This is a genomic window from Aequorivita echinoideorum (genome assembly GCF_018476645.1).
Classification (GTDB): Bacteria; Bacteroidota; Bacteroidia; order Flavobacteriales; family Flavobacteriaceae; genus Aequorivita; species Aequorivita echinoideorum.
Genome location: NZ_JAHCTB010000002.1, coordinates 623,760 through 647,646, shown reverse-complemented (window position 1 = coordinate 647,646; position 23,887 = coordinate 623,760). Strand labels below are relative to the sequence as shown.

The 23,887-nt window shown below is 40.4% G+C and carries 21 protein-coding genes; 13 read left to right on the top strand and 8 right to left on the bottom strand.

Going from position 1 to position 23,887, the window contains the following annotated elements; all coding sequences use genetic code 11:
• Positions 1–15: 15 nt before the first annotated feature.
• The 8 genes from hemB to KIV10_RS06745 all read left to right on the top strand — a co-directional run bounded on the left by hemB (position 16) and on the right by KIV10_RS06745 (position 6,059).
• A complete protein-coding gene (gene hemB / locus KIV10_RS06780; RefSeq protein WP_214112714.1) occupies positions 16–1,002 on the top strand; it encodes a porphobilinogen synthase in 987 nt (328 codons plus the stop codon).
• A gap of 89 nt (positions 1,003–1,091) precedes the next feature.
• Positions 1,092–1,451 (top strand): hypothetical protein, encoded by a 360-nt coding sequence (locus KIV10_RS06775; protein WP_214112713.1) that lies wholly within the window; start codon positions 1,092–1,094, stop codon positions 1,449–1,451.
• An 89-nt stretch (positions 1,452–1,540) separates the two neighbouring features.
• Complete coding sequence (locus KIV10_RS06770) at positions 1,541–2,014, top strand: hypothetical protein (protein WP_214112712.1); 474 nt, start codon at positions 1,541–1,543, stop codon at positions 2,012–2,014.
• Positions 2,015–2,119: 105 nt separating this feature from the next.
• The gene (locus tag KIV10_RS06765; protein ID WP_214112711.1) at positions 2,120–3,235 is read left to right on the top strand and encodes a CNNM domain-containing protein; all 1,116 of its coding nucleotides are present in this window, start codon (positions 2,120–2,122) and stop codon (positions 3,233–3,235) included.
• Positions 3,232–3,708, top strand: a complete 477-nt coding sequence (locus KIV10_RS06760) for a methylated-DNA--[protein]-cysteine S-methyltransferase (protein WP_214112710.1) — start codon at positions 3,232–3,234, stop codon at positions 3,706–3,708. The genes KIV10_RS06765 and KIV10_RS06760 overlap by 4 nt, the downstream gene beginning before the upstream one ends.
• A complete protein-coding gene (locus KIV10_RS06755; protein WP_214112709.1) occupies positions 3,709–4,857 on the top strand; it encodes a serine hydrolase domain-containing protein in 1,149 nt (382 codons plus the stop codon).
• 44 nt (positions 4,858–4,901) lie between these two features.
• The gene (locus KIV10_RS06750) at positions 4,902–5,615 is read left to right on the top strand and encodes a 3'-5' exonuclease (protein WP_214112708.1); all 714 of its coding nucleotides are present in this window, start codon (positions 4,902–4,904) and stop codon (positions 5,613–5,615) included.
• A 51-nt stretch (positions 5,616–5,666) separates the two neighbouring features.
• The gene (locus tag KIV10_RS06745) at positions 5,667–6,059 is read left to right on the top strand and encodes a hypothetical protein (protein ID WP_246516218.1); all 393 of its coding nucleotides are present in this window, start codon (positions 5,667–5,669) and stop codon (positions 6,057–6,059) included.
• A 76-nt stretch (positions 6,060–6,135) separates the two neighbouring features.
• Here KIV10_RS06745 and KIV10_RS06740 read toward each other — a convergent pair whose 3' ends face one another.
• On the bottom strand, positions 6,136–9,483 hold the full coding sequence (locus KIV10_RS06740; protein ID WP_246516217.1) for a GEVED domain-containing protein: 3,348 nt from the start codon (positions 9,481–9,483) through the stop codon (positions 6,136–6,138).
• Positions 9,484–9,646: 163 nt separating this feature from the next.
• On the opposite strand from KIV10_RS06740, the gene KIV10_RS06735 reads away from it, so the two are divergent.
• Positions 9,647–11,335, top strand: a complete 1,689-nt coding sequence (locus KIV10_RS06735) for an ABC transporter ATP-binding protein (protein ID WP_214112707.1) — start codon at positions 9,647–9,649, stop codon at positions 11,333–11,335.
• A 387-nt stretch (positions 11,336–11,722) separates the two neighbouring features.
• On the opposite strand, the gene KIV10_RS06730 is transcribed toward KIV10_RS06735, so the two are convergent.
• The 6 genes from KIV10_RS06730 to trhO form a co-directional block, all read right to left on the bottom strand.
• Complete coding sequence (locus KIV10_RS06730; protein WP_214112706.1) at positions 11,723–12,379, bottom strand: CoA transferase subunit B; 657 nt, start codon at positions 12,377–12,379, stop codon at positions 11,723–11,725.
• 91 nt (positions 12,380–12,470) lie between these two features.
• Positions 12,471–13,169 (bottom strand): CoA transferase subunit A, encoded by a 699-nt coding sequence (locus tag KIV10_RS06725; RefSeq protein ID WP_214112705.1) that lies wholly within the window; start codon positions 13,167–13,169, stop codon positions 12,471–12,473.
• A 123-nt stretch (positions 13,170–13,292) separates the two neighbouring features.
• Positions 13,293–15,605, bottom strand: coding sequence for a penicillin-binding protein 1A (locus KIV10_RS06720; RefSeq protein ID WP_214112704.1), 2,313 nt, complete (start codon positions 15,603–15,605; stop codon positions 13,293–13,295).
• A gap of 5 nt (positions 15,606–15,610) precedes the next feature.
• Entirely contained in the window at positions 15,611–16,096 is a 486-nt protein-coding gene (locus KIV10_RS06715; RefSeq protein ID WP_214112703.1) for a gliding motility lipoprotein GldH, read from the bottom strand.
• On the bottom strand, positions 16,089–17,327 hold the full coding sequence (locus tag KIV10_RS06710) for a PSP1 domain-containing protein (protein WP_214112702.1): 1,239 nt from the start codon (positions 17,325–17,327) through the stop codon (positions 16,089–16,091). Before KIV10_RS06710 ends, KIV10_RS06715 begins: the two co-directional genes overlap by 8 nt.
• Before the next feature lie 198 nt (positions 17,328–17,525).
• Positions 17,526–18,557, bottom strand: coding sequence for an oxygen-dependent tRNA uridine(34) hydroxylase TrhO (trhO, locus tag KIV10_RS06705; protein ID WP_214112701.1), 1,032 nt, complete (start codon positions 18,555–18,557; stop codon positions 17,526–17,528).
• 166 nt (positions 18,558–18,723) lie between these two features.
• On the opposite strand from trhO, the gene recA reads away from it, so the two are divergent.
• From recA to KIV10_RS06690, 3 genes are all read left to right on the top strand, one after another.
• Complete coding sequence (recA, locus tag KIV10_RS06700) at positions 18,724–19,731, top strand: recombinase RecA (protein WP_214112700.1); 1,008 nt, start codon at positions 18,724–18,726, stop codon at positions 19,729–19,731.
• Between the two features lie 124 nt (positions 19,732–19,855).
• On the top strand, positions 19,856–20,392 hold the full coding sequence (locus KIV10_RS06695) for an RNA polymerase sigma factor (RefSeq protein WP_214112699.1): 537 nt from the start codon (positions 19,856–19,858) through the stop codon (positions 20,390–20,392).
• A 62-nt stretch (positions 20,393–20,454) separates the two neighbouring features.
• Positions 20,455–22,014, top strand: a complete 1,560-nt coding sequence (locus KIV10_RS06690) for an outer membrane beta-barrel protein (protein ID WP_214112698.1) — start codon at positions 20,455–20,457, stop codon at positions 22,012–22,014.
• 82 nt (positions 22,015–22,096) lie between these two features.
• Here the strand turns inward: KIV10_RS06690 and KIV10_RS06685 are convergent, their stop codons facing one another.
• Positions 22,097–22,837 carry a lysophospholipid acyltransferase family protein gene (locus tag KIV10_RS06685; protein ID WP_214112697.1) on the bottom strand — a complete coding sequence of 247 codons (741 nt, stop codon included), beginning with the start codon at positions 22,835–22,837 and terminating at the stop codon, positions 22,097–22,099.
• A gap of 73 nt (positions 22,838–22,910) precedes the next feature.
• Between KIV10_RS06685 and trpS the strand changes: the two genes are divergently transcribed.
• The gene (trpS, locus tag KIV10_RS06680) at positions 22,911–23,879 is read left to right on the top strand and encodes a tryptophan--tRNA ligase (RefSeq protein WP_214112696.1); all 969 of its coding nucleotides are present in this window, start codon (positions 22,911–22,913) and stop codon (positions 23,877–23,879) included.
• Positions 23,880–23,887: the final 8 nt, after the last annotated feature.

The window sequence follows — 23,887 nt, the reverse complement described above, 5'->3', positions numbered from 1 at the left end:
AAAATAACAATAATTATGTACCCATTGAGAAGAAACCGAAGATTGCGAACCAGTGAAAGTATGCGGAGCTTGGTGCGGGAAACGATAATTTCACCCAATGATTTTATTGTCCCGCTTTTTGTGGTTGAGGGAACGGGAGTACGTGAGGAAATCGCATCCATGCCCAATTACTACAGGCTAAGCCTCGATTTGCTGAAAAAGGAAGTGAAAGAACTTTGGGAACTAGGCTTGAAATCGGTTTTGCTGTTTGTCAAAGTGGATGATAAGCTGAAGGACAATAGCGGCAAGGAAGCACTGAACGCAAATGGACTGATGCAACGCGCCATAAAAACGGTTAAGGACGCCGTGCCAAATATGGTGGTCATGACCGATGTGGCTTTGGATCCCTTTTCAATATATGGCCACGACGGCATAATTTCAGAAGGAAAAATAATTAATGACGATACAAACGCCGTCTTGGCAGAAATGGCGCTAAGCCACGCAAAAGCAGGAGCCGATGTTGTGGCCCCAAGCGATATGATGGACGGACGCATATTTGAAATCCGTACACTTTTGGAAGACGAGGGTTTTTGCGATACGGCTATTATGAGTTACAGCGCTAAATATGCTTCTGCTTTTTATGGGCCTTTTCGGGATGCGTTGGATTCTGCGCCAGTGGATGTGAAAGATATTCCGAAGGATAAAAAGACGTACCAAATGGACTATGGAAATAGGGACGAGGCCATCAAGGAAACCCTTATGGATATTGACGAGGGAGCCGATATTGTTATGGTAAAACCGGGACTTTGCTATCTGGACATCGTACGTGATATAAAGGAGGCCGTAAACGTACCCGTTGCGGTGTACCAGGTTAGCGGTGAATACGCCATGATCAAGGCTGCTTCAGAGAGGGGTTGGCTTGACCACAACGCCGTAATGATGGAGCAGGTAAATGCAATAAAACGTGCTGGAGCTACCATGATCGCCAGCTATTTTGCGAAGGATGTGGTAAAACTTCTGTAGTGGTTTAGGAAGAAATAGATTGAATTGAAGTTTTAATTCTTGGCTAAATTTTTTATTCTTTGAATTAAATTTTGACATACATTTGCTGCGTGAAAAGAGTTGATTCCCATTTATCGCGCTTGTTATTATGCATTGGGTTTTTCGTAGCCTTTGCAGCTTCAGCGTTTGGGTTTTCACCTTTGGCGGAATCTTTTCAAAATAAAGAAGGATCCATTTTATCTTCTGATGAAGGTTCAAAATCAAGTTTCTTTGAAGTACCCACTATTTCAGAAGTATCTTCAACCATCCCGCAGACGGAAACTTTTGGGGCTGGTATTTTCAATAGTCTTCAGCTTCATTTCAACTTTGTTACCGTTGAAATTTCTTCGCTTCAATATTCTTCCTATTACAGAAAAGACAGACGCCGCTTGATAGGGCAGTTGCTTTTTCCGTTTCATTTTTTTTGGTGATTTCTATTATTTCATTGGCTTAGGATTGGTTTTTTTTAAGCCAAATCCTCTTTGATATTAAAATATTTCACCTTAAAAAATTTAAAACCATGGAATTTAATTCAACAGTAGTGGGCGCAATTATTGTGCTTTTAATATTTATACCCGTCATTTATTTAATAGTGAGCGCTTCAAGTGGCGACAAAAACGTAAAAAAACAAGTAACGAAACTGGCGGGCGAACGTGGCGCCAACCTCAATAAAATTGATGTGATAGGCCGGCTGGTAATAGGCGTGGACGAGGCTTCGCGAAAACTGGTGTATTCATCAAAAAGAAATGCGGTAGCAGATTTTGTCTTAGTAAATATGGACGATGTGAAAGAATGTCGCCTAAAATCCATAAAAAACTCCGAAAAAACTTTGGATTTGGTAGCCATGGAACTTTTAGCGAAGGACAATAGGAGTGACATTGTTTTTTACGTTGAAAATGATGAAGATGATAGTCTTTCCAAAGATCCGTTTGTGTGTCTTCAGGATGCAAAACGGTGGGAAGGCATCATTAGGCCTTTTGTAAAGGCCAGTTAAACTCCCCAAACCGCCCTGAAAAGGGCGGTTTTTTTGTAATTAACAACTTGTTATTGTATTAGCGTTTTTTAAATCTTTATTTTAGTTGGAAATTTAAAACCAACCATGGCGCTGTTACTACTTTACGCAATACTTTCAATATTCTTTTCCTTTTTATGTTCCATTCTTGAGGCTGCACTTCTCAGTTTTACACCTACATACATACGTATGAAAACTGCCGAGGGTAAAAAATATGCCACCGTGCTGGCCAATTTCAAAAAAGATATAGACAAACCTTTAATTGCCATCCTCACGCTGAATACCATTGCGCATACCGTAGGCGCAATACTGGTTGGAGTACAGGCGGAAAAGCTTCCGTATAAAGTGGAAGTCTGGGGCATGAACATTGTCGGGATAGTATCGGCCATTATGACGATGCTAATTTTAGTAGTTTCAGAAATAATCCCGAAAACCATTGGTGCTACCTATTGGCAGAAGCTCGGGCCTTTCACTGCACTATTCTTGAAAGCAATCATTCTACCCTTAAAATATACAGGGATACTTTGGTTGCTGATGCTCATTACACGTTTGGTGGGCAAATCAGCCCACGTAAGCACAATGAGCCGCGAGGAATTTTTGGCAATTACCGATGCTGCCGAAGAGGAGGGCGTTTTTGAGGAAAATGAAACTACAGTTATTAAGAATCTATTGGTTTTTAAAAGCGTACAGGCAAAGGATGTAATGACGCCTTTCCCGGTTGTTACACTTGAAGATGAACGGATGAGCCTGAGTGATTTTCACAACAGCCATAAAAATTTAAAGTTTTCCCGAATTCCCGTGTATAAAAATAAAACCCACAATCTTACGGGATTTGTACTTCGGGATGAGGTTCTGGAGGAAATCGTTGAAACCCATGGCGATAAAATCTTGGCAGACCTTCGTCGCGATATGTACGTGGTAAGTGCCGAAAAACCGATTCCAGATCTGTTTGAAACATTCATAAAAGAGCGTGTACACATTGCTGCCGTGGCAGATGATTTTGGCAATACTATAGGTGTGGTTACTATGGAGGACATCATTGAAACTCTTTTAGGGCTTGAGATTATGGATGAAAGCGATAGTGTGGAAGATATGCAATTACAGGCACGCAAAAATTGGGAACGCAGGGCAAAGCGTATGGGAATAAAAATAAATAACGAAGCGGAAAATTCAAAAAACAAAGACGAAGAAGAGCAACCATGAAAAGTGCTGTAATCCATACTCCAATTGGTTTTATGGAAATTACCGGAGATGATGCCGGGATTGCTTCCGTTTGTTTTTTAAATGATTCCGATCAAAATTCTGAAACCGACATGCCTGTTGAATTGGCCGAAACAGCATCACAACTCAAAGAATATTTTGAAGGCACCCGAACGAAATTCAGACTAAAACTAAATCCGCAGGGAACAGATTTCCAAAAGAAAGTATGGAAAGAATTAATGGAGATTCCTTTCGGGAAAACTACTTCGTATCAAGCAGTGGCAAATAGGCTTGGCGACCCAAAAGTGATAAGGGCTGCGGCTTCCGCAAACGGTAAAAACCCCATTTCCATAATCATTCCGTGCCATAGGGTGATAGGCTCAGATGGCTCGCTCACTGGATATGCTGGCGGGCTGCACAGAAAAAAGTTTCTCCTCAACCTTGAAAATCCTGTTACACAACAACGCTTATTTTAAATGAAAAAACTTATTGGATTTTTTAAGTGGCTGGCAATTTTGCTTATAATTTTCGTGCTTGGTCTCTATATTTCGGGTTATGGTTATATTTTAAAGGGTGTTCGCGTAGTATATCTCACAGGGCACACTACGGCCTTTATTGATGATTTTCAATATTTTGAAAATGAGGAGATTCCTGCCAGTACAAATCCGCAGCCGTGGCCGCTTCATAAAAAATACAATGCTATAAAGGCTTCGGAAAAACTTTCGGAAACCAATAAAAAATTGGGGACAGTTGCATTTCTTATCATAAAAAACGATAGTATTTTATATGAAAAATATGCCGACGGTTACAGCGAAAAATCGCAGACCAATTCCTTTTCAATGGCAAAAAGCATCACATCGGCTTTATTGGGAAAAGCAATTGATGATGGTTTTATAAAAAGTTTGGAACAACCAGTGGGAGATTTTTATCCGCAGTTCCAGGATACAGGTTTAACTGTTGGCGATCTTTCATCCATGGCTTCGGGATTAAATTGGGATGAATCGTATTCCAATCCTTTTGGGATGACTGCACGCGCCTATTACGGCAGCGATTTAAGCAAAACAATTTTGAATCTACAAGTAACCGAAACGCCCGGTAAAGCGTTCAAATACTTGAGCGGAAATACGGAGCTTTTGGCGATGGTTATTCAGAAAGCGACCAAAAAGCAATTGGCTGAATATATGCGTGAAAGTTTTTGGCAACCAATGGGCGCGGAAAATCCGGCTTTGTGGCAAGTAGATGATGCTGAAAACAAATTGGTAAAGGCGTATTGCTGTTTGGGAAGCAATGCACGTGATTTCGCACGTTTTGGAAAACTATATAAAGACTACGGTAGATGGAACGGCCGGCAATTGCTGGACTCCACATTTGTGGCAAAATCCATTGAGCCTCGTTTTGCTGAAAGTCAGGAATATGGTTACGGTTTTTGGCTCAGCTATTTTATGGGAAAGAAAATCTTTGCCATGCGCGGTATTCTTGGGCAGTATGTTATAGTAATTCCTGAAGATGATATAGTAATCGTTCGTTTGGGGCACAAGCGCGGCGAAAAAACCGAAAAGCCATTTAGTTCAGATTTTTATGTTTTTGTATCGGAAGTTTATGGGATGATGGCTGAAATTCCCTAATTTTCCTTAGATTTAATTCTCCCCATTAGTAATTTTCGAAAACTATGATCAAGCGTATCAACTTGGAGCATATTCTCTTTTTGGATATTGAGACTGTGCCACAGCACGAAAATTTTGAGGAATTGGATGATACTTCAAAAATGCTTTGGGAACTGAAAAGTCAATATCAACGTAAGGAAGAAATCTCGGCAGAGGAATTTTATGAGCGGGCGGGAATTTGGGCAGAATTTGGGAAGATTGTTTGTATTTCGGTAGGTTATTTTGTGTTGAAAGGCGATGTTCGAAATTTTAGGGTAACAAGTTTTCACGGCGATGAAGTGAAGATTTTAAAAGAATTTAAAACTCTGCTTGAAACGCATTTCAACAAAACCCACCACGTTCTTTGCGCCCACAACGGTAAGGAATTTGATTTTCCGTACATCGCGCGGCGAATGATTATCAATTCTATATCGCTTCCGTTTAAGCTGGATCTTTTTGGGAAAAAGCCGTGGGAAGTGCCTCATCTGGATACCTTGGAACTCTGGAAATTTGGGGATTACAAAACATTTACTTCCCTTAAATTGATGGCGCACATCTTAGGAATTCCCTCCCCAAAAGATGATATCGACGGAAGCCAAGTGCGAAATGTTTTTTATAACGAAGGTGATATTGATAGAATTATAATCTATTGCGAAAAAGATACAGTAACGGTTGCACAAATTCTATTAAGACTTCGCAACGAACCCATTTTAACCGAAGATGAAATTCTTTCGGTTTAAATTTTCGAAATAAAATGAGTAGCTTTACCCAATACTCTAAAGTGATTCGCTATGAAAAATTCAACAAAAAATTCCTTTAAATATTTCATGCTTCCATTGGTTGCGATGCTAGCTTTTTTGATTTCCTGCAATGACAAAGTGGAAAAGGAAGCAACGCCCGCCGGACCAACAGAATTTACACTCGAGCAGAATAAAGCCGCGCTGGAACAAGTTTCGCCATCAGCAAATTCAGCGTCAAGTACAACACAAGATGGGCTCAATCCGCCACACGGTCAGCCAGGCCATCGTTGCGATATAGCGGTTGGAGCGCCATTGAATGGCGGAAATGCCCAACAGGCACAATCCCAAACTCCTGCTACTAACACAACAACTAACAGTAATGTAAACCCTCCACACGGACAGCCCGGTCATCGTTGTGATATTGCAGTGGGTGCGCCGTTGTAGATTTTAAAATTACCTAAAAAACGAAACCCGTTTCATTTAATTGAAACGGGTTTTTTCATAATTAAAAATTAATGGGTTACTCTTTAATAAATCGTTGTACAAATTTGTTTTGTTGGGTTCTAACTTCAAGAATATAAACGCCGGCCTGTAATTGTGAAACGTCCATGCTTTCAGTAAACGCACCTTTACCAACTATTTGCCCTACTAGATTGTAGAGCACATAATCGGTTGCGTCTGCATTCATGATTGAAATATTAAGAATATCGCCTTTCACAGGGTTCGGATAAATTGTCATTTTTAAATTTTCAAAAGTATTGCCATTAGAGGTCGCCATCTGGGTAGGGTTTGTACCAATATTCACAGTATAATCTTCAACTTCTCCATAGCTGAATGTTTCGCAGGCAGTTTGACCGCTATTATATTTCATAGAAACCCGCATTCTTGTAGGTCCAGCCAATGCAGAAGTGGGAACCGTAAAGCTTCGGCTTAGGGTTCCGCTACTAGTAGAATTGAAATTTACAACCAATTCGTTTGACTCAAACGTGCCATTTCGGTTATAATCAATCCAAACTTTCCAGTATTCGCGGTAGCTGGAACTTGCGAATCCTGCACTCAATTGAATCGTGTTTGAGCCGTAATTCACATTAGCCGATAAATTGGTATTATCTCTGTAGCCACCGTCGTTGCCCGAAGGGTTATTCAAATTATTTAAACGAACCAGATCAATCCATTCGTAGCTGGAGTCATTTCCTGAGGAAGCACAATAATTCACGCTCGCGCCTGGCGTGCTAACATTTACAATATTACTGAAACCAGAAGTGTTGCCAGCGGCATCTTTTGCCCTTACTTTAAATGAATATGCTGTTGAAGCCGTCAATCCAGTGATGTTCGCCGAAGTTGATGCTACGGTTCCCAGGTTTGTATTGCCTTGGAAAACATCATATCCAGTCACGCCAATATTATCGGAGGAGGCATTCCAAGAGAGGGTTAGGGTAGTTTGGGTAATATTTGATGCGACCAAATTTGATGGATTGCTAGGCGCCTGCGTATCGCCACCTCCCAGGTTTATGGTATAGTCTTCGACTTCCCCATAACTGAAAGATTCACAAGAGGTTGGAATTCCGTTATATTTCATTGAAACACGCATCCGTGTATTGCCGTCCAGGGCAGTGGCAGGAATTGTAAAACTACCGGTAACGGTGGCGCTCGTCGTCGGGGCCTGGGTCCAAACTTGTTCACCGGCATCGGTAAAACTTCCGTTTTGGTTATAATCTACCCATACCGAATATCCTTCGGCATAAACAGTTCCAGTCCAAGTAGGGGTAATGGTAATGGAAACGCTGCTGTTTTTGCTTAGTGCTGTATTGATATTTGTAAAATCTGAATAACCATTTCCAGAGCCAGACGGATTATTTATCGTACCCATTTGTACGCGCCCAATGTATTCATCATTTACATTGTTTCCTTTTGAAGCGCAATACGATAACTGCACCGAAGTAGTTGTAAAATTAACCGAAGCTGAATAGGTGGATGTGCTGCCATCATTGCATTTGCTTCGCACTTGAACTTCATATCCGGTTTCTGGATTAAGGCCATTGAGCGTTGAAGAAGTGCTGCTCGCAGCTTGCGTTATCCAAGTTGAAGAGCCAGTTGGGCGATAGCGTACATCGTATGTAGCGCCTGCTACGGCATCCCATTGTACAATTGCTGAATTTGAACCAACTCCGGAAACATTCACATCTGAAGGGGTTATTGCCTGACACACCGCAGCCTCGTCTGTGATACCTGTTATAATTAAGCTGAAATTTTGACTGCCACCACTTAAAGAGCCTTTATGGGTTACGGTAATAGTATACGTACCTGACGCGCCAGAAACATCAATTCTTTCAAAAGGATCAACATTGTTGTCGCCTGTGCCATTGCTTGTAATGGATGTTAATCTATATGGCATAAAAGTAGTTCCTCCCTTGGTTACGCGAATATCCAAATCGTTTACCAAACGTGGGGTTGACGAATTGGCTTGCGTTGTGGCTACCCCTGGAACATCCGTCCAGGAAATGGAAGCCATTAATTTGTTGATTCCGTCAGAATTTACGGTTATGGTATATGTTTGTCCAGCAGAAAGCGTCAATTCATCTATTTTTGAATTTGTTCCTTCAGCTGTAATGGTTTCTGCGGCACGTTTTGCATTCAGAAGTCCCCAACCATATACGGCATCTGGGCCTGTAGGTCCGGCATCGTCCGCAGTATGCATGGCCAAGCCTTTTAAGGTACTTGCCCGCATATAATTTCCATTTACATTATTATGGTGTTGCTGAAGAAGTAATAATGTTCCGGTAACGTTGGGTGAGGCCATTGAGGTACCGGTTATGGTACCATAGGCACTATCACTGGTTTCATAGGTTGATGTTACGGAAGTTCCATTTCCAGTAATATCCGGTTTTATACGAAGGTCATCCGTAGGGCCCTCACTGCTTGAACTATTAATGCTTACGCTTACGAGGTTTCCACTTCCGTTAATATTTGCATCATTTGCATTGGCTACTACCAAATTATTTTTAGATGTGGAATGCCCGGTAAGTTTATCATAGGCGCTATTTCCGTTCAGTGGATTTCCATTGTAATTGGTATTTCCATCATTTCCAGCTGCCACTACCATTAGATAGTAGGGAGCGTTGTACATAAGCTGGTCCCAATCGCGGGATTCCGTAATGTATGCCCCAAAATAGTAATCAGGAACCAAATCTGATCTGTATCCATAACTGTGGTTTGAAAGCAACATTCCATTAGCTGCCGCCGAAGTGGCCTCAGCAATATCATTATTCCACATATAGCCTCTTACGCGGGATTGTGGGGCCATCCCTTTTGCATTAGCTTGAACGCCAGATGCGGCTATTGTACCAGTTACGTGGGCTGCGTGAAAGTTCAATTGGGTGCCACCTTCTGAAGCGGCATCTTCTACGGTCACGCGGTTGTTTCCACCAGTACCGTCATACTCTTGGTGCGTTACACGCGCGTGACCGCCATCCCACACGTAGGCTGTCATATTTTGCCCGTCCACCGTTAGGCCAAGGCCGCCACCGCTGTTCAAATAATTGGCGCGTGTAGATATTGCCGCACTTACATTGAAGGTACGATAGTAGATAGGACTACCATCTTCAGCAATGTATTGAAGTTCAGCAAAACCGCCGTCTGGTAAAGCTACCGTATTGGGGATATTACGGCGTTGCGCTTCGGTACGGGCAATGTTTTTCTGTTGTTGGTTTTTCGCTGATAACCTATTTTCAAGAGCGTTCAAGTCTGCCAGATTATAGCGACTTGTAATTTGCTCTCTTTCGCTTTCGGTTTGCGAAAATGCCATTCCAGAAATAAGGAATAGTAAAAGGAAAATTTTCCCTTTCATTTTAAAGTTACTTGTCTTCATAAATAAGTTTGTTAAAGAATTAATGAATATGTTAAATTATGCATAACAAATTACAAAAATTCCGTTAAACAACAAATAATTTCGACAATTGGGTATTATTTATATTTACTTATTGTTGAAGTTTCATAAAACTGTAATGTAAATTCCATTTATCTTTGGAACAATGCAGAACAACCTTTTACTTTCAGTTGAAAATTTGAGCATAAGCTTTGGAACAAAAAAGAAGCAAGTAGAAGTATTGCATTCTATTTCATTTAATATTTATGAGAATGAAATTGTAGGAATTGTTGGCGAGTCCGGTTCCGGCAAATCAGTTACCTCATTAGCGATAATAGGCTTACTTCCAAAGAAAAATGCTCAAATAAATGGAGCAATTACTTTTGAAGGACAACAATTACTTTCTTTAAAAGAAAAAGCCTTCCGAAAAATTCGGGGAAAGGAAATTGCAATGATTTTTCAAGAACCGATGAGTGCATTGAATCCATCACTTACGTGTGGATATCAAGTTTCGGAAATCCTGAAACAGCATTTAAAGATGAATGCTTCCGAAGCAAAAAAAGAAACTGTTTCCCTTTTTGAAAAGGTAAAACTGCCGCGACCTCGGGAAATTTACAAAAGTTACCCGCACCAGATAAGTGGTGGGCAAATGCAGCGCGTGATGATTGCGATGGCCATTGCCTGCAAACCGAAACTATTGATTGCAGATGAGCCCACAACGGCACTGGACGTTACAGTACAAAAGGAAATAATTTTACTTTTGAAAAATCTTCAGCGCGAAACAAAGATGGGCTTGCTTTTTATTTCACACGATCTCAATCTGGTCTCTGAAATTGCGGATAGGGTGGTGGTTATGTACAAAGGCGATGTTGAGGAAATAGCGACTTCAGAAGAAATTTTTAAAAATCCGCAAGCCAATTATACACAGGCACTTTTGGCATCACGTCCGGCACTCGATGTTCGGCTGGAAAAATTGCCAACCATTGCATCCATTGCCGATAATTCGTTCAAAAAAAAGATTGTGAGCCCCGTTATGCGTGCCAAAAGGCATAAGCAAATTTATACCCAAACGCCTATTCTGGAAATAACCAATCTGGAAAAGAAATATTTCAGCAATGCTGGTTTATTCCGTAAAAAAGAAAAAATAAAAGCGGTAAATGATGTCTCGTTTAAAGTTTTTGAAGGTGAAACTCTGGGTCTAGTTGGTGAATCCGGCTGCGGAAAATCAACTTTGGGAAGAACTATTTTGCAACTTGAAAAGGCTTCTGCCGGAAGTATAAAATACAGGGGCAGGGAACTAACTACGCTTTCAAAGAAAGAGATAAGAAACTTACGAAAAGAAATACAGATTATTTTTCAGGATCCCTATTCTTCCCTAAATCCTAGGATTATGATTGGGGAATCATTGATGGAACCGATGGAGGTCCACAAACTGGCGAAAAATAGAAAAGAGAGAAAGGAAAGTGTACTTACGCTTTTAAGCAGGGTTGGCCTGGATGAAAGTTATTTTTACCGATATCCGCATGAGCTTTCCGGCGGTCAAAGACAACGCGTGGGTATTGCACGAACGATTGCCGTACAGCCCAAACTCGTTATTTGTGATGAGTCTGTTTCGGCATTGGACATTTCGGTGCAGGCACAAGTTCTCAATCTTTTGAACAGTTTGAAGGAAGATTTTGGCTTCACATATATATTTATATCGCACGATCTTGCGGTGGTAAAATATATGGCCGATCAATTATTGGTAATGAATAAAGGCAAGATTGAAGAATTGGGCGATGCAGATGAAATTTATGAAAATCCGCAGCGGGAATACACCAAAAGATTGATTTCTGCCATTCCGAAGGGAATTTGATCGAATCAAAATATTGAAAATAAAAAACCCGTTCTAACCTCACTAAGAACGGGCTTTACTTTAGTATCTGTTTTTATAACAGATTTGGGGCATAAACAACCATAAAAAGGAATTAGACCAGTTGAAAAACTTTTTTAACGATGAACATAACGTTCTGCAATAATTCAACTGTGCTTTTCAATGATCTAACTGCTCTTTTCATATGAGGTTAAGTTGGTAAGATTTGGGACTGCTAAGATGCGGAGGAAAATTTAAATAACCAGATAAAGTGTCAATAAATTCGATTAAATACACTAAACTTTAACATTTATTATAATTTTGGCTATTTTTGGCAATAAAAAACCACTGAAATTTATCAGTGGTTTGTTTAAGTTTGCTAAAAAATGTTTATAAATTCATTTCTGGAATTTCACCATCGATAACTAAATCGCCTTCAGTTGCCTGTTTAATTTCTTCCACAGATACTCCAGGTGCGCGTTCCAAAAGATGAAATTTTCCGTCGATAATTTCCAATACCGCAAGATTGCTCACAATTTTTTTCACGCATTTAACACCGGTCAAAGGAAGACTGCAGGATTTCAAAAGTTTAGACTCTCCCTCGCGGTTGGTATGCATCATCGCTACAATTATATTCTCGGCAGAAGCAACCAGGTCCATCGCGCCACCCATTCCCTTTACCAGTTTGCCGGGGATTTTCCAATTGGCAATATCTCCATTTTGCGAAACTTCCATTGCGCCCAGGATTGTGAGATCCACGTGTTGACCACGTATCATCCCAAAACTCATTGCCGAATCAAAAAAGGAGGCACCCGGCAAAGCCGTTATCGTTTGCTTTCCAGCGTTTATCAAATCTGCATCTTCTTCGCCTTCAAACGGAAATGGGCCCATCCCCAAAATCCCATTTTCGCTTTGAAATTCTACACTTATATCACCGCGTACAAAATTGGCGACCAGCGTGGGAATTCCAATACCAAGGTTTACGTAGTATCCATCCTTAACTTCCTTTGCAATTCGTTGTGCTATTTGTTCTTTTGAAAGCGCCATATTTAATTTGAATATTTTAAAATGGATAAATCTGACAATTTTACCATTCGATTTAGTTTATTTTTTTACTCGAAATAATAATTTCTTCAAATTATCTTTTTCGTACCGTACGTTGTTCAATACGTTTTTCGTACCGTTCACCTTTAAATATTCTTTGAACAAAAATTCCTGGAATGTGGATGTGGTTGGGGTCAAGCGTACCTGCGGGCACAAGTTCCTCTACTTCGGCAACGGTAATTTTGCCAGCGCCGCACATTGCTGGGTTAAAATTTCGTGCGGTTCCTTTGAAAATAAGATTTCCGGCTTCGTCACCCTTCCATGCCTTTACGAATGAAAAATCTGCTTCAAAGGCTTTTTCCATAACGTGCATTTTTCCGTGGAATTCCCGGCTTTCCTTGCCCTCCGCAACTTCAGTTCCGTAACCGGCCGGTGTGAAAAATGCCGGAATCCCGCTGCGGGCGGCCTCACAGCGTTGCGCCAAGGTTCCCTGCGGAATTAATTCTACTTCCATTTCACCGCTCAACATTTGGCGTTCAAATTCGGCATTTTCACCCACATAGGACGATATCATTTTTCTAATCTGATGTTTTTTCAGAAGCAGTCCCAAGCCAAAATCGTCCACGCCCGCGTTGTTTGAGATGCAGGTTATGTCTTTGACATTTCGGCGAACGAGCTCACCTATAATATTCTCGGGGATGCCGCAAAGACCGAAACCGCCGAGCATAAAAGTCATTCCGTCCTCAATACCTGCACAGGCCTCGCGAACGTTTTCAACTGTTTTTTTTATCATTTTTTAATTTTTCTGAAAAATACAAAATTTGAATCAGAGTTCCTTTTGAAGCTAAAATTGTTTCATAAAAAAACCGCTTCATTGCTGAAACGGTCTCGTCTATTTTGAATATTTCAAATAAAGTTAAAAATCAAACTCATCCGGAATTCCCTCGATATCTGATGCGCCCTCACGCCATTTGGCACAATCCGTTTCAATGGAAAGCTCTTCGGGTTTCGTGAAATTTGCCGTGGAGACGTTCAGGTCTTTGTCTTCATAACAACTTTTCATATACATTCCCCAAATAGGGAGCGCCATAGTTGCCCCCTGTCCATAGGTAATTGAGCCGAAATGCGTTGCGCGGTCATCTCCTCCAACCCAAACTCCAGTAACTAAATTTGGAACCATACCCATAAACCAACCGTCACTATTATTCTGTGTTGTACCGGTTTTACCCGCAATCGGGTTTTTGAAATCGTAGGGGTAGCCCGTCATTGCTTTTTTGTAAACCGGAGAGCCAGTTGCCCACGTGCCCCGCAAACGGGTTCCGGTTCCAGATTGCGTAACACCTTCCATGAGGCTGACTGTTACATATGCGGTTTCTTTGCTTATTACGTCCTTTGTTTTTGGAACATTCTGGTAGAGCACGGTGCCATTTTTATCTTCAATTCTTTGAATTAAAATCGGTTCTACATATACGCCCTCATTTGCAAAGGTGCTGTATGCGCCCACCATTTCGTATACCGAAACGTCTGGCGTTCCCAAAGCAATTGAAGGAACTTCTGGCATTTTTTCAGTATCCACGCCCATTTTTTGAACCAAATCAATTACCGGTCTTGGTCCAACTCTGTCAATCAACCTGGCAGTAATGGTATTTATGGAATTGGCCAACGCGTATTTTAAATTTACCATGCCACCGTAAGTGCCACCAGAATTTTTTGGTGTCCAGGGCTCAATTAAATTATGTCTTCCGGAAGGGATGGTATATAAGGTATTGGGAAGCGTATCGCAGGGAGACATGTGCATTTGGTCAATTGCCGTGGCATACACAAATGGTTTAAAGGTAGAGCCTATTTGCCTTTTCCCCTTTTTTACCATATCGTACTTAAAATGCTTGTAATCGATGCCTCCCACCCAAGCTTTAACCTCACCTGTTTGTGGGGTCATGGACATCATTGCGGCCTGTAATATTGATTTGTGGTAACGTATGGAGTCCATAGGCGTCATCAACGTATCAATATCCCCTTTCCATGAAAAGATGCGCATTTTGGTTTTCTTGTTGAAGCTCGCAATAATTTCATCCTCGTCTTTTCCCTGTTGTTTCATTTCGCGCCAGCGATCACTTTTTCGCATAGCGGAATTTAAAATACCTTCGGTTTCCTTTTCTGAAATATCCCGGAAAGGTGCTGTTTTGTTATTTTCATTCTGTTCATCAAATATAATTTGAAGCTTTGCCATGTGTTTTTTTACGGCTTCTTCAGCATATTCCTGCATTTTACTATCTATAGTTACATAGACCTTTAACCCGTCTTGATAAATATTGTACTTGCTGCCGTCGGGCTTCGGATTTTCCTTTATCCAGTCTTCCATAAAACTGCGGGCGTATTCACGAAAATAAGTCGCGCTTCCTTCGTCGTGGCCTTGCGGGGTAAATTTAATTTCCAGCGGAAGCGCCTGTAACGAATCCATCACGCTCTCAGAAATATAGCCGTACTTTTCCATTTGTGCCAAAACCACATTTCTTCTGTTTTTCACGCCTTCCTCATTCCGTATGGGGTTATAAAGTGAAGCATTTTTGAACATTCCCACCAAAGTTGCAGATTCCACCGTGGTGAGAGCCATTGGGGGTTTATCAAAATAAATGTTTGCGGCAGATTCAATCCCCACGGCTTGGTTCACAAAATCATATTCATTGAAATACATGGTGATGATTTCTTCCTTTGTGTAACGGCGTTCCAGACGTGTTGCGATAATCCATTCCTTTATTTTTTGAAGTCCGCGTTGTATGATGTTTCTTGAAACTTGTTCGGTAAAAAGTTGTTTTGCCAACTGTTGCGTTATAGTACTCGCCCCGCCGCGTGAGCCCAAAAAGATGGCCGCGCGAAGTGTTCCTTTGCCATCAATACCGGAGTGGTCGTAAAACCGGGCATCTTCAGTTGCTATAAGCGCGTTAACCAAATGATCCGGCAGTGAATCGAAGGGGACAGGAGTCCTGTTTTCCTTATAAAATTTTCCAATGGTTTTTCCGTCTGAAGAAACAATTTCAGTCGCAAGATTTTTTTCTGGGTTTTCAAGGCTTGTTTCATCTGGGAGACTACCGAAGACGCCCCAAGAAGCCAAGAGGAAAAAGAGAAGAATTATTCCCAAAAAACCTGCAAACAATTTCCAGAATGTCCGTATGTGCTTGGCGTTGCTATTGTCTTTTTTGGTTTTTTTCGGTGCTTTTTTAGTTGCCATAATTTTTACGGTTTTGTAGCTTCTTCAATACTTATTCCTACATCGGTTATGCCCTCGAGTCTTGTAACGCCTTCCACCGAGCCGTTATTGCGCATAGCTTGGTTTACGGTAAGTGTGTAATTTCCGTCTTCAAAGAAAGTTACATTTTCTTTATAAAACAGTTTGTTTTCCTTTACGTCTGTAATGCCTTGGCCCATCCACGAACCGTCCGCATACGCCATTTTGTATTCAAGTGTATCAGTGAGCGTTTTTCCGTGGGGAAAATTCATGGAAATTATTAAAAAAATGTTGTTGTATTTGTAATCGTTTGTATTTCTTACATTTACAAAGACATTGTACTTTTTAAGGGAATCCAATTGCGGGATTGTGAAAAGAAGTGTTTCATCTTCACCCCAGTGCCCGGAAAGTGCCTGTGTTTCGCTAAAAACCGTTTTTGATTCGCAGGAAGCTATAATGAAGATTCCTAAAAAAAACACCACAATTTTACCCATTGTTTTTTGGCTTTCGGTTCCTGTTTCTGCTTTTGTTTTTTGGTTTATTACCCGATTTGGGATTCCCGCTAGTTTCAGCACCAACTTTTGAGTGTGTTTTTTTGCGGTTTTTATTTCTTCGCTTTTTATTGTTTTGTTTTGGTTTGTCAAACCGCGTTAAGCTGTCTTGTCCAACCACATTGCTGAAAGGTTCCTTTTCAACCTTTGGCGCTTCAATTATATATTCCTCCAGCGCCATGGGTTTTTTACCTTTCTTATTCAGTTCAATAATTTCATTGGCTTTTTCAGCGGTCAGTTGGTGCCAATTCATAAATTCCTTTTCGTAAGCATACCAGAGCAAACCCTTGAAAATATCGATTTTTTGGCACGTGGCATTTCCTTTTTCGGTCTGAAGTTTTGTTTCAGTATTTGGAAAACTATCGAGAGCTTCTAAATAGGTATCGAGTTCATAATTCAAACAACACTTCAATTTTCCACATTGTCCGGCAAGTTTTTGAGGATTTAATGAAAGTTGCTGATAACGCGCTGCGGAAGTATTTACCGAGCGAAAATCTGTCAACCACGTGGAGCAACAAAGTTCGCGACCGCAACTTCCAATTCCGCCCAAACGTGAAGCTTCCTGCCGAAAACCAACCTGCTTCATCTCAATACGTGTATTGAAGGTGCGGGCAAATTCTTTTATAAGTTCCCTGAAATCAACGCGTTCTTCGGCTGTGTAATAAAATATAACTTTTGAGGCATCTCCTTGAAATTCCACATCACTAATTTTCATTTGAAGGCCCAGACGGATGGCTATTTCGCGCGAGCGCTTTTGCACATCTGCCTCTTTATCACGAACGCCCTGCCAGATATCGATGTCTTTTTGCGAAGCTTTCCGGTAGATTTTCGGGAGAGATTCAATTTTTAGGGGAATTTTTTTCTTCTTCATCTGCACCCGCACCAATTCTCCAGTGAGCGTTACCATGCCAATGTCGTGGCCGGGCGATGCCTCTGTAGCCACTGTGTCACCAATACTCAGTGTAAGGTTATCTGGGTTTTGGAAGAATTCCTTTCTTCCGTTTTTAAAGCGCACTTCCACCGCATTGAAGGGTTCCATATTGGTAGGAAGTTGCATATTTGAAAGCCAATCGAACACCGTTAATTTATTACAGCCATCGGTTCCGCAAGTACCATTGTTCTTGCATCCTTTTGGCTGTCCGTTGGCGCCCGTGGCACAGCTGGTACAGCTCATATTTTTATATATATAGCCCGATTTTCCGTAGAAATTTGGGACGAGAGTGAAACTAAAAATTCAATCAGTAAAGATACCAATTTAATTTACGATTTACGATTACGGATTTTGGATTTTTGAAGTTTCTTCCCCCGCACAAGTAAAGGAGGGAAGGCTTCATGAATTTTCAATTCCCTTTGGGAGTGGTTAGGGATGGGATTATTTCTTAAACTTCAACTTCTCCGAACGGCCTTTTTTGAAAATTTTATTGCTGTTCGGGATTCCTTGGCGTAGTCTTTTTTGTTCGTCTTCGGGTAAATGGATGATCTCAATGCATTCACTGCTGCAACAGTTTTCCATTGCTACCGCGCATTTTTCACATTGAATGAAAAGCAGATGGCAGGCTTCATTTGCGCAATTGGTATGTGTATCGCAAGGCTCACCGCATTGGTGGCAGTGCGAAATTACGTCATCCGTAATTCGTTCGCCGCGACGGTGGTCAAAGACGAAATTTTTTCCGATGAATTTATTTTCCAAACCTTGATTTTCCACTTGGCGGGCATATTCAATAATGCCGCCTTCAAGCTGAAAAACATTTTTAAAACCTTTGTGTTTGTAATATGCGCTGGCTTTTTCACAGCGTATTCCGCCCGTGCAGTACATTACCAATTTTTTATCTTCCTTGTAGTCTTTTAGATTGTTTTCAATAATATCCAAAGAATCACGGAAGGTATCCACATCTGGCGTAATAGCATTTTTGAAATGGCCAATCTCGCTTTCGTAGTGGTTTCGCATATCTACTAAAACTACATTGGGGTCATCAATCAATTCGTTGAATTTCAACGCATCTACGTGTGTTCCAATATTTGTTACATCGAATGTTGCATCGTTTAGACCATCGGCAACAATTTTATCGCGCACTTTTACTTTCAGTTTTAGGAAAGATTTTAAATCCTGCTCAATCGCAATGTTCAATCGAACGTCCTTCAGAAAATAAATACCATCCAGAAATTGCTTAAAATCAATAAATCGTTTTGCCGGAACTGAGAGCTGGGCGTTGATGCCTTCGTGGGCAACGTAAATACGGCCCAAAACATCCTGCTCGTGCCAAGTTATAAAAAGATGGTTTCTGAAAAGGTGCGGATTGCCAATTTTGGCGTATTGATAAAAAGAAAGGGTAAGCCGCTCCTCGCCAGCCTGTTCCAAAAGTTTTTCCCTTTCTTTTGCACTTAATTTATTGTACAGTTGCATGCTATACTTTTTTAGGTGAAAAAAATTGATTTTAATAGATTGGGCAAAATTAATCATTATATTTATTGTTAACAACAATACATCTCCCCATAGATTTTTACATTTGCCGTGAGCATAAAGAAATAGTATTTTAGCTAATTAAATTCCATCATAAAACATACTGAAAATGAGCACCGAAAAAGATGCAAAACTGAAAGCTTTAAAGCTAACTCTCGATAAACTTGACAAAACCTACGGAAAAGGAACCGTAATGAAAATGGGCGATAGCGCCGTGGAAGATGTGGAGGTGATACCTACTGGTTCACTGGGTCTAGACGTTGCGCTGGGCGTAGGTGGTTATCCACGCGGGAGAGTGATCGAAATTTACGGTCCGGAATCTTCTGGTAAAACAACGCTTACGCTTCATGCAATAGCGGAAGCACAAAAAAAAGGCGGGATTGCAGCGTTTATTGATGCCGAACACGCTTTTGATAGAATTTATGCCGAAAAACTTGGGGTTGACATTGAAAATTTAATCATCTCTCAACCCGATAATGGAGAGCAGGCATTGGAAATTGCGGACAACTTGATCCGAAGCGGTGCAATTGATATCGTAATTATTGATTCTGTTGCGGCATTGACTCCTAAAAGTGAAATTGAGGGCGAAATGGGCGACAGTAAAATGGGTCTCCACGCACGATTGATGAGCCAAGCACTCAGAAAACTTACAGGTTCAATTAGCAAGACTAAATGTACTGTAATATTTATAAACCAATTACGTGAAAAAATAGGCGTAATGTTCGGTAATCCAGAAACCACAACGGGCGGAAATGCGCTAAAATTCTATGCTTCCGTACGGTTGGATATTCGCCGATCTACACAGATTAAGGATAATGAAAGTAACGCTACTGGTAACAAAACGCGTGTCAAAGTTGTCAAAAACAAAGTTGCACCTCCTTTCAAACAAGCAGAATTTGATATTATGTATGGTGAGGGTGTTTCGAAGGTGGGAGAAATCATCGACCTTGGGGTGGATTTTGAAATAATAAAAAAAGCGGGATCGTGGTTCAGTTATGATGATACTAAATTGGGTCAAGGAAGGGATGCCGTAAAGGCTTTGCTACTCGACAATCCTGAGTTGATGGACGAGCTGGAAAAGAAAATTAAGGAAGCCATTGCTGCCTTAAACCAATAATTTTCAATCTCCCCGCGCAACCTTTTTTATCACCCCGTATCTACTTTATGTAGGAACCTTGATTATTATGGTTGCCCTCTTAATAAAAGAGGTATTTACTAAACAATAAATCACGGTACCGCAGTTGACTTTAGAAGAGCTCATCATAAAATGTAAGAAGCAGGATGCTGAGGCGCAGGGAGAATTGTACAAGCAGTTTAGCAGTACACTTTTTTCAATTTGCCTTCGATATTCGCCCAATTATGTTGAGGCTGAAGACAATTTGCAAGATTCGTTTTTGACCATTTTTAAAAAAGTGGGTCAATACAATGGCAAAGGTTCTTTTGAAGGCTGGATGAAACGCGTGGCGGTAAATACGGTTCTTCAAAAATATAGAAAGAAGAAAACGTTTGACATTGTTAGAGAGGAACAAATCGAGGATGAGGAAGATGTAGAATTGGAGAATGATGAAATTCCGCTTGATTTTCTTTTGAAAATTGTACAGGAATTGCCAGAGCGCTATAGATTGGTTTTCAGTATGTACGTGATGGATGGCTATTCGCACAAGGAAATAGCAGAAATGCTTGAAATTACAGACGGTACATCAAAATCCAATTTGGCTCGGGCGCGAATGATTTTGAAAAACAAGATTGAAGATTATAATGCTAAACATAACACTTAAAGCATTGTTTTTGATTATTTAGATTAATAAAAGGAAGCCCCTGCTTCGGCAGGGGATTCACTATGAAGGACAAAAAAAACATAGACAAAATTTTTCAGGAGCGTCTCGGCAAATTTGAGGCTACACCCTCTCCGCGCGTTTGGGATAATATACAGGCGAATCTGGCTAAGGATAAGGAAAAAGGAAAGGTTATACCATTATGGGTAAAACTTGGCGGTGTTGCTGCACTTTTGGCATTGTTCTTTGGCGTGGGAAATTTTGTTTTTAATTCTTCTGAAGAAAATCAGCCAGCCATTACCGTTGAAGAAAATAATGATGTGAATTCAGAAAATATTCTGAAAAATAACAGTGAGATTGATGCTGATACTTCAAATGATGTCAAAATAGCTTCGGAAGTAGAAACTACCCCGCTCAACGGCGAATCCGAAGGGTTTTCAAATAATAAATCTTCGGAAAAAAATGCTTCCAATAATGATGATTACGATCGCAATTCCATCGTAGATCCCGCTTCTTCAAAAGCAAATAAAAATGCCGTTGCCGTTCAAAATTCTAATAGAAAGAATACCAAAAAAGGTAAAAAAGAAAATTCTGATTTTTCCATTTCTGAAAATGACGGAGTAGCATCCACAAGCACTTCGAAAGAAAATAAAAGAAAAAATTACGAAAATGTCGATAAGAAATCTTCAGAAAATTTCAATGATAATGGGTTAATTAAAAAAGAAAATGAAATTCAGAATAGCAAAAATACAATTGTTGCCGACGGTCTTTCAGAAAAACAAAATTCAACCGGAGGAACTGAAAAAATAAATTCTGAAAAATCCGAAAATAAAAAATCAATCCTTGACGCCATTGCCGAACAAAATGGGGAAAAGGAAAAAGATGAAAACGAAAAACCTACAAATCGCTGGATGGTTTCGCCAAATGTGGCGCCGGTATATTACAGCAGTCTAGGAAACGGTTCTTCCATTGACCCAGATTTTGCGGATAATTCCCAAAGTGGGGATGTAAATTTAAGTTATGGGGTGCAGGTAAGTTACGCTGTAAACGAGCGGTTGAGTGTACGCACTGGAGTGAGCAATGTAAATTTAAGCTACTCAACTTCCGGTATTGACATTGCTTCCGGACCCGTGGCGTTTGCACTAAATTCAGTTGATTATGGTGGAAGAGGCACAATAATTACTGCTGTTGATAAGGGTGCGATAATGGAAGGCGTTCCCGGTGGTAATGATTTTGGATTATTGAAGACAAAGTCCACCGCACCAGATGCAAGACTTATCCAAAATATAAATTATTACGAAGTTCCCGTTGAATTGAAATATGCCTTTCTGGACTCAAAATTTGGGGTAAATGTAATTGGTGGTTTGAGTACCTTATTTCTTGGGGATAATGATATTTCCGTTCGCGCGGGTGATTTTAATAGCGTCTTGGGAGAAGCTAACAATCTCTCAACTATAAGTTTTACGACTAACGTTGGGCTGGGCCTGGATTATAAATTTTCCAGAAAGTTTACGTTTAATATTGAGCCTATGTTTAAATACCAGCTCAACCCTTACACAGATTCCTCGGTAAACTTTAGGCCCTATTATTTGGGTGTTTACAGTGGTTTTAGTTTTAGGTTTTAGGTTAGTTTTTAGTTGGTTTCGTTTGAGCGATCAAACAAGGACAAAAAAACCGTTCTTCGCCATAGGGACGGTTTTTTTTTATTCAGACTGATGGATTTAGAAGTTCATTTAAAATAACTTCCCGGGTTTCTTTTTTTAATTCTTTTCTGTTTTCCAAGGTGAGGCCGGAAGTTTCCACAAGTTTGTGAACTCTAGCTCTCATTTTTCCGGGACTGCCTATGAAGAAGGAATATGGGAATCTTTTTTTGTTATCGTGAAAGGTCATTGGGGCAATTGGTATCTGGTGCTCAATTGCCAGCCTAAAAGCTCCATCTTTAAATTCATCAAGAATGATCGATAAATCGTCTGGCACGCCACCTTCGGGAAAAATACAAACGCTCAATCCCTCGTTCAGTCTTATTTCGGCCCTGCGAAAAGCTTCCACGCGGCTTTTGGTATTTCCTCTGTCAACTAGAATGCAGGTGCGCTTATATATATACCCAAACAATGGAATTTTAGCCAATTCCTTTTTGCCCACAAATACAAACGGATTTTTATTAATATAAAACATCAACATTATGTCCGTCATGGAAGTGTGATTGGCAACAAATAGATAGCTCTTTCCTTTTTTAAATTTAATATCACGCTTAATTATTGGACGACAGCCCATTGCATAAATAATAAAAGTAGACCAAACTCGCGCAATGCTAAAGAAACATCCGTACCAAGAGCGTTTCAAAATACTGATTATGAGAAATGGAAAAAGCACTAACGTGGCGAAGGCAATGATTATATAGAACCAAATTCGGTAAAAAGTGGCAAAAATGGATTTTAATAGCTTCATCGGAATTCAAAAGTAATAATTTGAACAATGCGAATAAATCAAAAAAAGTACCTTTACCAAAATTTTTAAAACAATGTCCAGAATACTCACGGGTATCCAAAGTACCGGAACACCACACCTAGGAAACATTTTAGGCGCAATAATTCCCGCCATTGAAATGGCTAATGACCCAAAAAATGATTCCTTTCTTTTTATTGCAGATATGCACTCGCTCACGCAAATAAAAAATGCCGAAACACTTCGTGCAAATACGTACAGCGTAGCCGCAACTTGGCTTGCATTCGGGTTGGACATTAATCGAGCTGTGTTCTATAGGCAAAGTGATGTACCCCAAACTGCGGAGCTTTCGTGGTATTTAAGTTGTTTTTTTCCGTTTCAGCGCTTAACGTTGGCTCATTCATTTAAGGATAAATCAGATAGGCTGGAAGATGTAAACGCGGGGCTTTTTACCTACCCCATGCTTATGGCGGCAGATATTTTATTATACGATGCGGAAATTGTACCCGTGGGAAAAGACCAAATGCAGCACATTGAAATTACACGCGATGTAGCATCACGTTTTCACACACAGATGGGTGAAACATTTGTGTTGCCTATGGGGAAAGTACAGGAAGAAACAATGTATATTCCTGGAACCGATGGCGCTAAAATGAGCAAATCCAAAGGAAATATCATCGATATTTTTCAAGATGATAAAAAACTTCGGAAGCAAATTATGTCCATAGAGACGGATAGCACACCCTTGGAAGAACCTAAAAACCCGGATACATGCAATGTGTTTGCCTTATATAAAATTCTTGCTTCCAAAGATGATGTTTTGCAAATGCGAAAGAATTACGAAGGCGGAAATTATGGGTATGGTCATGCGAAGCAGGCTTTGTATGAGGTAATAGTTGAAAGATTTTCAGAAGAACGAGAGCGTTACAATTATTATATTACAAATTATTCTGAAATTGATGAAGCCCTTGCAAAAGGTGCCCAAAAGGCGGGAAAAGTGGCAGATTCGGTTTTAAAGAGAGTTCGTGAAAAGGTTGGATATTAATTTGATTT